The 12,279-nt window shown below is 61.3% G+C and carries 12 protein-coding genes; 8 read left to right on the top strand and 4 right to left on the bottom strand.

All coding sequences use genetic code 11. The features are described from left to right. Nucleotides 1–3 precede the first annotated feature (3 nt). The 5 genes from K6301_RS19485 to K6301_RS19465 all read left to right on the top strand — a co-directional run bounded on the left by K6301_RS19485 (nt 4) and on the right by K6301_RS19465 (nt 4,187). Nucleotides 4–852, top strand: coding sequence for an ABC transporter permease (locus K6301_RS19485; protein ID WP_247222203.1), 849 nt, complete (start codon nt 4–6; stop codon nt 850–852). 1 nt (nt 853) lies between these two features. Continuing rightward, nucleotides 854–1,627, top strand: coding sequence for an ABC transporter permease (locus K6301_RS19480; protein WP_134646514.1), 774 nt, complete (start codon nt 854–856; stop codon nt 1,625–1,627). Nucleotides 1,628–1,661: 34 nt separating this feature from the next. After that, the gene (locus K6301_RS19475) at nt 1,662–2,675 is read left to right on the top strand and encodes a proline racemase family protein (protein WP_247222202.1); all 1,014 of its coding nucleotides are present in this window, start codon (nt 1,662–1,664) and stop codon (nt 2,673–2,675) included. Nucleotides 2,676–2,763: 88 nt separating this feature from the next. Beyond that, complete coding sequence (locus K6301_RS19470; RefSeq protein ID WP_247222201.1) at nt 2,764–3,075, top strand: hypothetical protein; 312 nt, start codon at nt 2,764–2,766, stop codon at nt 3,073–3,075. 110 nt (nt 3,076–3,185) lie between these two features. Continuing rightward, the gene (locus tag K6301_RS19465) at nt 3,186–4,187 is read left to right on the top strand and encodes a sugar-binding transcriptional regulator (RefSeq protein ID WP_247222200.1); all 1,002 of its coding nucleotides are present in this window, start codon (nt 3,186–3,188) and stop codon (nt 4,185–4,187) included. Nucleotides 4,188–4,193: 6 nt separating this feature from the next. Here K6301_RS19465 and dhaL read toward each other — a convergent pair whose 3' ends face one another. The 4 genes from dhaL to K6301_RS19445 form a co-directional block, all read right to left on the bottom strand. Continuing rightward, nucleotides 4,194–5,960 (bottom strand): dihydroxyacetone kinase subunit DhaL, encoded by a 1,767-nt coding sequence (gene dhaL, locus K6301_RS19460; protein ID WP_247222199.1) that lies wholly within the window; start codon nt 5,958–5,960, stop codon nt 4,194–4,196. 36 nt (nt 5,961–5,996) lie between these two features. Continuing rightward, on the bottom strand, nt 5,997–6,959 hold the full coding sequence (locus K6301_RS19455) for an ABC transporter permease (RefSeq protein WP_134646522.1): 963 nt from the start codon (nt 6,957–6,959) through the stop codon (nt 5,997–5,999). Continuing rightward, entirely contained in the window at nt 6,949–8,448 is a 1,500-nt protein-coding gene (locus tag K6301_RS19450) for a sugar ABC transporter ATP-binding protein (RefSeq protein ID WP_134646524.1), read from the bottom strand. Before K6301_RS19450 ends, K6301_RS19455 begins: the two co-directional genes overlap by 11 nt. Before the next feature lie 73 nt (nt 8,449–8,521). Next, nucleotides 8,522–9,469 carry a substrate-binding domain-containing protein gene (locus K6301_RS19445; RefSeq protein WP_247222198.1) on the bottom strand — a complete coding sequence of 316 codons (948 nt, stop codon included), beginning with the start codon at nt 9,467–9,469 and terminating at the stop codon, nt 8,522–8,524. 459 nt (nt 9,470–9,928) lie between these two features. Between K6301_RS19445 and K6301_RS19440 the strand changes: the two genes are divergently transcribed. The 3 genes from K6301_RS19440 to K6301_RS19430 are packed head-to-tail and all read left to right on the top strand — an operon-like array spanning nt 9,929 to nt 12,269. Further along, nucleotides 9,929–10,705, top strand: a complete 777-nt coding sequence (locus tag K6301_RS19440) for an SDR family oxidoreductase (RefSeq protein ID WP_134646532.1) — start codon at nt 9,929–9,931, stop codon at nt 10,703–10,705. A 38-nt stretch (nt 10,706–10,743) separates the two neighbouring features. Then, nucleotides 10,744–11,553 (top strand): sugar phosphate isomerase/epimerase family protein, encoded by an 810-nt coding sequence (locus K6301_RS19435; RefSeq protein ID WP_247222197.1) that lies wholly within the window; start codon nt 10,744–10,746, stop codon nt 11,551–11,553. A 5-nt stretch (nt 11,554–11,558) separates the two neighbouring features. After that, complete coding sequence (locus K6301_RS19430; RefSeq protein ID WP_247222195.1) at nt 11,559–12,269, top strand: triose-phosphate isomerase; 711 nt, start codon at nt 11,559–11,561, stop codon at nt 12,267–12,269. Nucleotides 12,270–12,279 lie beyond the last annotated feature (10 nt).

Genomic DNA, 12,279 nt, shown 5'->3' with positions numbered 1-12,279 from the left:
CAGATGTTTACCTCCCGTCTCACCCTTCTCTGGTTGCTGGCGCTTCCGCTCTGCGTCTTCACCGCCTTTTTCCTCATACCTCTCGGCGTCGTCTTCGTCGCATCGCTGACGACGCAGGACGGGCAGTTCACGCTTTCCCAATACGGGCGCGTGCTCTTGGATGGTTACCACTGGCAGGTCATTGCCGTCACCTTCCGGCTGGCAATTCTCTCCACGATCATCTGCGTCGTGCTCGGTTATCCGCTGGCATGGTACCTCGTGCGCATCGTCAAATGGCGCAGCTGGCGCAGGGCATGCGTCATCATGCTGATCCTTCCGCTTTTCACGTCCAACATCGTTCGCTCGTTCGGCTGGATGGTCCTCCTCGGACGGACGGGACTGGTCAACGACGCCTTGCTGGGAGTTGGCCTGATCGAACGTCCCATTCGTTTCCTCGGAACGGAGACCGGCATCCTCATCGGCCTGGTCTACATCCTTCTGCCGTTTACGGTGCTGACGATCGGCAACGCGCTCGCCCGCGTCGAACCATCGCTCGAGCACGCCTCGCGCGATTTGGGGGCCGGACCCCTCCGCACCTTCTGCAGCATCACGTTTCCGCTGACGATGCATGGGGTCATGGCCGGGGGCATCATCGTCTTTTCGATGGCAATCAGCGCCTATGTGACGCCCGCGCTCCTTTCAGGTGGCAAGGTCACCGTGCTCGCCATGCTCGCCTTTCAGCAATACTCGACTGTCTTCGATTTCAACTATGGCGGCGCGCTTTCCATCACGCTGCTTACGTTCACCATGGCCCTTATCGGCATTTCGTCCTGGATGACGCGCATCGGCGTGCACGAAAAGAAGGGAAACTGAGATGATCATTCGTCTCATAGCGCTGACCACGCTGGCCTATCTCGTGCTGCCGTTGGTGGTGGTGATCGGCGTGTCGCTCACCGAGACCAAATTCCTCGCCTTTCCGCCTCAGGGGCTGACGCTCTCCTGGTATGCGGTGATCCTGGAGAACCCGACCTACATTCGCTCTTTCCTCACCAGTGCCGGTCTTGCCGCCCTGGCGACGATGGCGGCGATGCTTGTGGCTCTACCGGCCGCAATCGCGATGACCCGCTACACCTTTCCAGGCAAATCAGCGCTTTCCGCCGTCCTCCTGTCGCCGCTTGTCCTGCCGCATATCGTGATCGGCGCGGCCTTGCTGCAATTCGGTGCGTCGATCGGGCTGGTAAGGAACTTTCCGGCACTGCTGGTCGGGCACGTCATCATCGTGACCCCCTTCGTGTTGCGCACGCTTCTGCCGTTGTTTTCCCACGACCAGCTGTCACAGGAAGAAGCATCGCGTGATCTCGGCGCATCAGCGTGGTCCACCTTCTTTCTGGTCACGCTTCCGCAGATCAAGGCGGGACTGGTGTCGGGTGGAATATTCGCTTTCATCACGTCGTTCATCAATGTCGAGCTATCGATCTTCAATACGACGTCGACCCTGAACACGATCCCGGTTCAACTGTTCAACTACGTGCAGTACTCGGTCGATCCCTCCATCGCGGCGGTCTCGTCGCTGACCATCTTGGCAGCAGCCATAGCGATCATATTGATCGACTGGCTGATTGGCTTGGACTTCCTGTCCGGAAGTTAAACGTATTCACCCAAACATCGTCAGGAGAAGAAAAATGCGCGTTCAGGACGTGTATAACGTGATCTATACCCACACGGAAGGCGAGCCGCTGTGCATCATCTACAGTGGGATTCCCTATCCGGCCAATTCGAGCATCCTTGAGAAGCGTACTTTTCTTGAAGAGAACTACGACTGGCTGCGCAAGGCGCTGATGCGCGAGCCGCGCGGCCATGCGGATATGTTCGGCGTCTTTCTTACACCGCCGTCGTCGCCCGAATTCGATGCCGGGCTGATCTATATCGACGGCAAGGAATATTCGCATATGTGCGGGCATGGAACCATTGCAGTCGCAATGGCGATGGTCGCAAACGGCCTGGTGCGGCGCTCGCCGGACGGGCTTACCAAGATCCGCTTCGAGACGACGGCGGGCCTGGTCGTGGCCGAAGTCGCGCACGAAGGTGATCGCGTGCTCTGGACCCGTTTCGAGAACGTTCCGGCCTATGTTGCCGAGCAGGACATCGAATTCGAATTGCCGGGCTACGGCCCCCTCAAGGCCGATCTGGTCTGGGGCGGGAACTACTTCGGCATCATCGATCTTCGCAACACGACGTTGCGTATCGCGCCGGAGAACGGTTCCGAGCTCTCGCGCATGGGCCTGATCGCACGCGAAGCCATCCGCGAGAAGGTCAAGGTGCAGCACCCGACCGAAGCGCACATCAACAATCTGAACTTCGTGACCTTCTGGCACGAGCCGACGATCGAGGGCTGCCTCTACAAGAATGTCCACGTTTTCTCGGCAGGCCAGCTCGACCGTTCGCCCGGTGGGACCGGCACGTCGGCAATGATGGCGTATTTCGAAAAGCGTGGCGTGATCAGCCTCAACCAGACGATCACGTCTGAAGGCCTGCTGGGATCGGGCGTGTTCGAAGGCTGCCTGATCGGAGAGACAAAGCTCGGCGAAGTCCGCGCCGTGCGCCCCACCGTCAAGGGCACCGCCGGCATGCTGGGCACGGCCGCCTGGACCATAAACCGCGATGATCCGGTCGACGCGGGTTTTCTCGTGCTCTAATGTGAATAGGATGCCGGCGGCAAGTCCGCCGGCGTTCCGAAAACTGTGGTCACGCCAAATTTCGTGAGGGTCGAGTTTGTCATCACAAATGGAACGTCATGATGCGGCCTCGACGCTGCTGGTAAACACGGAAGAGGTGCTTCGCACGTTGCCCGATCCGGCCAAATTGGAGCACGTCCACACCGTCTACCTTGGGGCCAGGCTGCATGCGGAGGTTACGCGCGAGGAACTGTTCGACTGGATCGCACGGCTACCATCGATTCGGCGCATCTTCTTGTCGGATGACTGGATTGCCGACGAAAAAATGCCAGCTGTCGAAGCTGACTTTGCCGCGTCATTGCCCGATGTTGAGTTTCACTGGTCCTACGACGGGCTCGTTGGGGGCAAGCACGGTCGTTAAGGTCACATAACACGTCTTGCCAGCAATTCTGCGCGAACCGTCTGCGACTGCCCCGCGCACTTCAAGTTTCTGATCCTGCTTGCTGTTCGCACCACGGTTGCCCGCGTAGAGTGAAGTGGTTATTTGAGGAGGCGCGATATGGAGTGTGCCGCTCAATGCCAAATGAACCGGGATTTCTGGATGAGGACCTCGAGCGTGCGCGCGTCGCCTGGCTCTACTTCATAGGCGGGCAGACCCAGCAGGAAATCGCTCAGCGGATGAATATCACGCGGTTGAAGGTCAACAAGATCATCGGCCATGTTCGTGATTCCGGTGCGGTTCAGGTGAGCGTTTCGCTGCCCCTGACGGATTGCATCGAACTCGCTGAGGAAGTGTCCCATCGCTATGGTCTCGCCGACGCGGTCGTGGTGCCGGACCTCGACGACTACATCGAGCAGAAACGCGTCATCGGCGAGGCGGCCGGGACGCTTGCCAGCGAGCTCATCGAAGATCGCGACATGGGTGTCGGCATCGGGTCGGGACGAACCCTGAGTTTTGCTGTCCGTGCGCTTCGGGCGCGTCCGCGATCCGAAAGCTGGGTCGTGGGGCTGACCGGCGGTGTGACGAGTGGCTCGTCGACGAATACATTCGAGGTCGCGACGGCGTTTGCGCGCGCGCTCGGCATCGAATGTCATTATCTGACCGCGCCCATCTACTGCGCCAACCCGGAAAGCCGCGATGCCGTCCTGTTGAACGATGAACTCACCGACGTCCTCGCGCGAACGGAGATTGCGGATGTGGGCATCGTTTCGTGCGGGGCTTTGACGCAGGATACATCGCTCACCCAGATTCGAGTCGTGAAGGATAATCTCGATACCGTCCTGAAACGTGGCGCGGTGGGGGAGTTCATGGGCTGGTTTCTGGATGCTCAAGGTCGGCCCATCGATCACTTCCTGAACGAGTCGATCATTGCGCTCCCGCCGGAGAAGCTCAAGCTCAAGCCGATTTCCGTGCTGGTGTCGGGTGGTATCCGCAAGATCCCGATCATCCGCGCCATTCTGCGCGCCGGCTATGTCAATCGGCTCGTCACGAATGAGGGGGTCGCGCGGGCCCTTCTCCAAGGCCCGCGCTGATATCGATCAGCCGCGCGCCTTTTCGAGGGCGGCGGTCATGGCGCGCAGGGTGACGTAGGTCGATGCCGCGCCTGGGTCGATATGGCCGACGGAGCGTTCGCCGAGCTTGGCGGAGCGGCCCCGGCGCGATTCCAGCGCGGCGGTCGCCTTCATTCCGGCCTCGCTGCCATCTCTTGCCGCGACCAGCACGTCAAGCGACGAGCCGCCATTGGCCGCCGCCTTTGCGGCCGCCTCCACGGCCGGCACCCATGCATCGACCATGGTCTTGTCGCCGGGTTCGGCCCTTCCTCGGTCGCGAATGCCCTGGCAGGCGGCAATCAGCCATTCGGCCATGCCGGCGCCGTCGAGATTGAGACGGTTGCTGACGGCTGTGCCGGCGCGCAGAAACGCGGTGGCATAGAGCGGGCCGGAGGATGCGCCGACTGCGTCGAGAAATGCCTTGGCCATTCGCTTGCAGATGGATTCGATCGTTTCGTCGTCCTGGGCATCCTTGAGCGCCAGTTGGACCGCTCTCCAGCCGATTTCCATCGTCACGCCGTGGTCACCGTCGCCAATCACGCCGTCGAGTTCGGAGAGCCAGTTTTTCTCCGCGATGATCTGCTCGCCTACCGCATCCATCATCGCCTTGAAGATGGCGGGCGTCACGTCGCCTTCTGTCACGAGAACGCCGGGTTTTCCTTCAGAAGGGGCCGCGCTTTCGACCAGTTTGGCGCTCTGGCGGGTGCGCAATGCGACACCGCTCGTCTTTTCGAAGGTACCGACGACAAGGGCGGGGGTGCGGCACGGATGATCCAGCAGGGCCTGGAGCGTATCGTCGAGCTTTATCATCGTGACCGATGCGCCGGCCATCTCCAGCGATGTGGCGTACTCACCGACCCAGGAGGCGTGAATTTCGACGCCAAGCGCGTCCAGGCGCTGCTTGACGCGGCGGAAGATCACGTAGAGTTCGATCTGTGAGGTGGCGCCCAGCCCGTTGACCAGAACAGCGACGCGCTGACCGGCCTCGACCTGGAGTTCCCCGAGGATGGCGTCGACAAGTTCGTCCGTCACCTCGTCCGCCGTCGCGAGCTTCTGGCGGCGAATGCCGGGCTCGCCGTGAAGCCCCATGCCGATTTCCATCTCATCGTCGCCGATCGTGAAGTTCGGTTTGCCCGTCTGTGGCAGCGAGCACGGGCTGAGCGCCACACCCATCGAACGGGTTGCGTCGTTTGCTGCCTGCGCGAGCGCCTCGACGCGGGCCAGCGGCTCGCCCAGATCGGCGGCGGCGCCTGCGATCTTGAACACGAAGAAGTCGCCGGCGATGCCGCGCCGTTCGGATTTGCGTTCGATCGGCGCGGAGGCGACGTCATCGGCGACTGCCACATGACGCACCGCGATGCCGGCCTGCTCCAGCTCTTCCGCGGCCATGGTGAAGTTGAGGACGTCTCCGGTATAATTGCCGTAGAGCATCACCACGCCCACACCGCCATCCACCGCGCGGGCCGCTTCGACGATGTGCGACGGTGAGGGGGATGCGAAGACGTTGCCGACGGCGGCGGCATCGGCGAGGCCGCGTCCGACATAGCCCGCGAAAGCCGGTTCGTGGCCCGAACCTCCCCCCACGACGATGCCGACCTTGCCGTCGCGCGGACCATCGACCGCAACAACGGCGCGTCCGGTTTCACCCTCCACCCGCAGCATGTCGGGATGCGCGCCGACCATGCCCTCGATCATCTCGGCGATGATGTTTTCCGGTGCGTTGATCAGTTTCTTGGTTTTGACTTCCTGAATCATTCTCTTGTCTTTCGTCAGATCGATGCAGCCGATGCGTCAGGCGTCGCGACGCAGATAGCGGCGGGAAATGGCGTCGAAGGAAATGGCGAGTACGACGATCGCGCCAGAGACGATACCCTGCCAGTAGGGCGAGACGCCGAACAATACGATGATGTTCTCGATGATGGCGATAATACCTGCACCGAAGATGGCGCCGATCGGGCTGCCGACGCCGCCGGTCGTGGCAACGCCGCCAATGACGGAGGCCGCGATGGGCGCGAGCACCCATGTCTCGCCGATCGATGGCTGCGCCGTGCCGAGACGGGCGACCATGAGCACGCCGGCCAGGGCGGCGATCGCGCCGGCGACGACGAACACGAGGAGACGGACCTTGTCGACCTTGATGCCGAGCATGCGCGCGCCGGCCTGGTTGTTGCCGATCGCATACATGTAGCGGCCAAAGGGCGTCTTCAGCATCACGAAGGTGGCGACAGCGAGCGCCGCGAGCATGATGACGAAGGGGACGGGCATGCCAAGCACATCACCGCGGCCGAGATACTGGACGTCCTTCGGGATGCCCGTGATTGCCACGCCGCGCGTCAGCACCAGGTTCGCGCCCCCGAAGATGCCGGCCGTGCCGATGGTCAGTACCAGGGAATGCAGCCTGAGCATGGTTACGAGCAGGCCGTTCACGAGACCGAGCGTGGCGCCGAGCAGAACGGCCAGAAGCATCGCAGAATAGGGTTCAACACCCAGCCGCACCATGAGGATGCCGGAGATGACGCCGCACAGGCCGCCGATCACGCCGAGCGAGAGATCGAGTTCACCGAGAACCATCAGCATCGACTGTGCGATCGTGATGAGACCGACGAAGGCGAGGCCGCGCGCGATGACGGACAGGTTATAGGGCGTCAGGAAATAGGGGGAGATCAGCGCCGAAAGCGTGAAGATGACGGCCAGCGCGACGAAAACGCCGGCAAGCGGGCTGCGCGTCAGAAGTGCCAGGGGTTTAGTTTGCATCGGCTTTCGCCTCCGTGCCAAAGATGGCGCCTACGAGTGTTTCATTGTTCGTTTCGGCGGTGTCGAACGCGCCGGTGATGCGGCCATGGTGCATCGTGATGATGCGGCTTGCGCACTTCTTGAGTTCGTCCAGTTCCGACGAGACGAGGATGACGCCCACGCCCTCTTCCGCAAGGCCCTTCATGATCCGATAGATCTCGGTCTTCGTGCGGATGTCGATGCCCTTCGTCGGCTCGTCGAAGATCAGCACGCGGGGCCGCGTCGCCATCGCCCGGCCGATGATGGCCTTCTGCTGGTTTCCGCCGGAAAGCTGCGATATGCGCTTGCCCATGCCCGAAGTGCGGATACCGTATTCGTCGATGATCTTCTGCACGGCCTCACGCTCGCGTCCGCTGCTGATGCCGAGCGTACCTTTCGTCAGCGACAGGATGGAGATGCCGATGTTCTCGCGCAGCGACAGCAGCGGGAAGATGCCGTGATGCTTGCGCTCTTCCGAGAGATAGAGCATGCCGCCATCAACCGAGGCGGCCGTGTCGTTCAGTGCCCACGGCTTGCCTTCGACGGTGACCGTGCCCGCCTTGGCCTTGAGGAAGCCGAAGATCGTCTGCATGACCTCCGACCGGCCGGCGCCCACGAGCCCGGCAAACCCCAGGATTTCGCCACGGCGCAGTTCGAAGTCGATGTCCTGGAAGCGCGGCCCGGCAAGTCCGCGCACGGTCATGATCGTATCGCTGACCGGCACCTGCGGACGGAAGTGCTCCTCGAACGCGATGTCGCGGCCGGACATGGCGCGGATCAGGTCGGCTTCGGAAATGTCGGCAATCTTTCCGCTTTCGATTTTTTCGCCGTTGCGCAGGACCGTGTAGTCGTCACCGATCGAGAAGACCTCGTCCATCTTGTGGCTGATGAAGACGATGGCGTGATCGCGGTCGAGCAGGCCACGGATCACCCGGAAGACCCTGTCGACCTCGACGCGCGTCAGGGATGACGTGGGTTCGTCGAGGATCAGCACTTTCATGTCTGCGTTTGTGCAGGCGCGGGCAATCTGGAGAAGCTGCTGGTCCGAAACGGAGATGTTGGCCACGAGCTCGCGCGGATCGGCCTCGATGCCGAAGCGTTCGAGATAGCCGCGCGCTTCCTCGACCAGGGCGCCGCGGTTGACCAGGAGGCCGCCATGTCCTGTCCGGCTGAACGGCATGAACAGGTTCTCGGCAACGCTCATCTGCGCAAACAGATTGAGCTCCTGGGGAACGTAGGCGACATTCTTGTAAAGCGAGGGATCCTCGACGGGGTTGCGGCCGTCGATGAGGATATCGCCGCGGGAGGCCCGGTCGGTACCGGTCAGGATCTTCACGAGGGTGGATTTGCCCGCACCGTTCTCGCCCGCGAGAATATGCGTACGGCCGAGTTCGATCGAAAGATCGACCCCGTTCAACGCGGTCACACCGGGAAAATCCCGGCCGAGGCCGCGGGTTTCAAGATAAGCCATGGGGCACCTCAGCGCCTGTAAGAAATGGAGGAGGCGCGGGAATCCCGCGCCTCAGGCATCCGATCCTCCCGGATCAGCCGCCCACATTTTCTTTGGTCAGGAAGGCGTTGCCGGTGTCGAGATAGCCGGGCACCTTGGCGCCGGTCGCCTGCGCCCAAAGCAGCATGACGGACCAATAGCCCTGCAGCTCCGGCTGCGACGCAGACGAGCTGTCGGCGACGCCGTCACGGATCATGTCGAGCATTTCCGGCAGATTGTCGAGACCGACGAGCGTGACCTTGCCCTGCTTGCCGGCTTCGACGATAGCCTGGCCGATGCCGATCGGGCCGGCGGCGTCCGAAGCAACCCAGCCCTTGAGGTTCGGATTTGCCTGCATGATGGCTGCAGCCTGCTGCTGGGCCGTCTCGATGCTGTCATTGTCGATGCCTTCGGCGACGACCTTGATGCCCGGATGTTCGGCAAAGACTTGGCGGTGGCATTCGGCACGGATCGAGTGGTTCGGCGCCGTGGGAACACCCTGCATGATGGCGACTTCGCCTTCGCCGCCGAGAACCTCGACGAGGCGGCGGGCCGCGATCTTCGCCTGCTCGCAGAAATCCGAACCGATGTAAGGGATGGCCATGCCTTCCGGCGGAACGGAATCGAAGATGACCAGCGGAATCTTCTGGTTCTGCGCTTCTTCGAGCGAGGCGCGGTTGCCCGAGGGATCGAGCAGGTCGAGCGCCAGGCCATCAGGCTGGGTCGCAAGCGCGCTGTCGATGATCTGGTTCTGCTGAACCACGTCGGCGGCCTGCGGTGCGGAATAGATGACTTCGACGTTGGAGCCGGTCTGGGCCTTGATGGCCGCAGCGGCAGCTTGGGCGCCTTCGTTTACCTTGTCGAACCAGGGATGCACAACCTTCGGCACGACGACGAAGCGGTAGGCATCCTTCTTGGTGGTGCCTTCCGCGTCCTGTGCGGTCGCGGTGAAGGGCAGGGCAAGCGCGGTCGCGCAAGCCAACAGTATGGCGATTCTCTTCATGATGATCTCCCTTGGATCAGGCGAAATCTCCTCCCGCCTGAATGGTGCATGGCGGCCTCGAATCCGTAACCCTCAGCCTCCGCATTATCAGATACACATGTAAGTTTAAAAATACAAGAGTAAATTCTGGGCATCTGCCTGCGAGGACGGCAGGCTGGCAGTCCCGCCAGCGCGGCGCCCGATTAATAATCCAGGCCAATCAATCATTCCACTCTTCGTCATTGTTGCCATTCTGGCCGCATGCATAATTTGACCAGGTCAAAGGGCAGTTGGTCTCTGTGCCCGGCGATAGCGTCTGAGCGGCATGCGCGTTCATTGATGGCGCGCTGACCGAAGGCGCAGTGCGGCTGTCGTCCACCATCAGACCCGCCGATTTCCGAGTCCGGACTATCGCGCGGCATCATTCTCAAGCCTTCTGCTGATGGGCAGACGGCAAAATCACTGCGGGAAAGGTTCACTGTGGGTATTCTCGAAAAAATGCGGCTGGACGGAAAGGTCGCGTTCGTCACCGGTGGGGCCAGGGGCATCGGAAAATCCATTGCGACGGCCTTGTCGGAAGCGGGCGCGCAGGTCGCCATTGTCGACCTCGATCTGGACGAGGCGCAAAGAACATGCGCCGAGATATCGTCGGCGACCTCGAACAGGCTGATCGCGATCAGGACGGATATTACCAGCCCGCAGCAGGTGAACGAAATGATCGATCGCATCCTGTCGGAACTCGGCAGGCTCGATATCGCATTCTGCAATGCCGGCATCTCTAACGAAGTCGCCGTCGAGGACGACACATACGATGACTGGAAGAAGATCATCGAGGTCAATCTCAACGGCACGTTCCTGACCGCGCAAGCCGCCGGTCGTGTCATGCTGAAGCAGGGCAAGGGGTCGATCATCTGCACGGCGTCGATGTCCGCGCACATCGTCAATGTTCCGCAGCGGGAGGCGTCCTATGCGGCGTCCAAGGCCGGGGTCATTCAGATGTGCAAGGCAATGGCTGTGGAATGGGCAACGCGAAATGTCCGCGTCAACACGATCAGCCCCGGCTATATGGCGACGGAAATGACCCTCAACTCGCCGGCGCTCGTTCCGCTCATCGATCAATGGAACGAACTTTCGCCCATCAAGCGCATGGGCAATCCGGAGGAACTGCAATCGATCGCGGTTTATCTGGCGGGAGACACCAGCTCCTTCACGACAGGTTCCGACTTCATCGTGGATGGCGCCTACACCTGTTTTTGAGCGCGCTGCATGGGAAGCGATATCCCGAAGGAAATGAAATGATTTTATCGTGCACCAATATCATGGTTCCGGGAAAGACGCTGACCGAGAAGGCGCATCTTCTGCGGCGTTGGGGCTATAGCGGCGTGACCGTCTTCGCGGACCGCGCAGGCTGGAATGACGAGAAACTTGAGGAGCTGCTGACGCTCGAAAACAACACGGGTGTCGTTCCCTGCGAGTTCCTCTTCATGTCGCCCGCAGCCGGCAAGCTGATGAGCGAGAATGCCGATGAGCGGGCCGCGACGAAAGCGCTCTACATCGAAGCGGCGGAAGTCTGCGCCAGGATCGGTGCGATTACCGAAATCGAATATCTCCTGGGCCCCCAGGACCCTTTGCCCCTGTTTGACGTCTACAAGCAGATGACGCCGGAGCAGGAAGAGGGCTTCCTTGCCGCATACAGGGAGATTGCGCAAACCGTTGCCGGTACCGAAGCGGCCGTTCTGCTGGAAGGCATCAACCGCTACGAAAGCCCTTATATGAACAGTATCGTCGATTGCGCCCGCGTTGCCGCGAAGCTCGACATGAAAGAGGTCGGCGTCCTGCCTGACTTCTTCCACATGTCGATCGAGGAGGTCGATATCGCGGACGCCATCGATGCGGTTGCCGGCTCGATCCGGCATGTCCATCTGGGCGACAACAACCGGTGCACGCCGGGCAGGGGCAGTATTGATTGGGAGCGTGGCCTGAAGGCCCTCAAGGCGACGGGTTACGACAAGTTCATCAGCCTCGAATGCAGTACGATGGGGCAGCCTGATGTGACCTTGCCGGAAGCTGCCGACTACCTGAACAGAATTCTCGCCAGGATCTGACGGTCATGTTCAGGCCGTTCAAGCTGAAAGCGCCGTATTTCGAGATCGGCCCCAAGGTCTACATGTATGGCGATGAGGCGCTTGATCTGGCGATCAAGGCGGATGCGCTGTGCCGAAAGTTCGACGTCGATATTATTTTTACGGCGCAGTACACCGACATTTCGAGGATCGCGCACGCCACCACGCATTTGAAGGTCTTTGCCCAGCACATGGATGCCAATCCGGTTGGCCGGGGCGTTGGCGCGGTGTTGCCGGAAGCCCTCAAGCAGGCGGGTGCTGTCGGCGTTCTCTTAAACCACGCGGAAAAACCGCTGAGCCTTTCGGTTCTCAACGAGACAATCCGTCGCGCGGACGATGTCGGCCTTGCCACCCTCGTTTGCGCCGCCACGGTCGAGGAGAGCGCGGCGGTGGCGATGCTGCGGCCCAACATGGTGCTGGCGGAATCTCCGGCCCTTATCGGCGGCGGCAAGCGCGGCGAGGACGATGCACTGGAAGTCGCAAGGATAAATGCCGCCGTGCAGGCTGTCGGGAACGACATTCTCGTTCTGCACGGGGCCGGCATCAGCGACGAGCATGACGTCTACCAGATCATTCGTTCCGGTGCCGACGGCACGGGCTCGACGAGCGCCATCATGCGTGCCGCGGACCCGAAGGATATGCTTTCGCGCATGATCGAAGCCATGAGCCGAGCGTATCGCGAAAGAACCACAGATTAAAGGAGTTGGA

It is taken from the genome of Shinella oryzae (assembly GCF_023038235.1).
Classification (GTDB): Bacteria; Pseudomonadota; Alphaproteobacteria; order Rhizobiales; family Rhizobiaceae; genus Shinella; species Shinella sumterensis.
The sequence above is the reverse complement of the archived record's forward strand: the minus strand, read 5'-3'. Positions and strand labels throughout refer to the sequence as shown.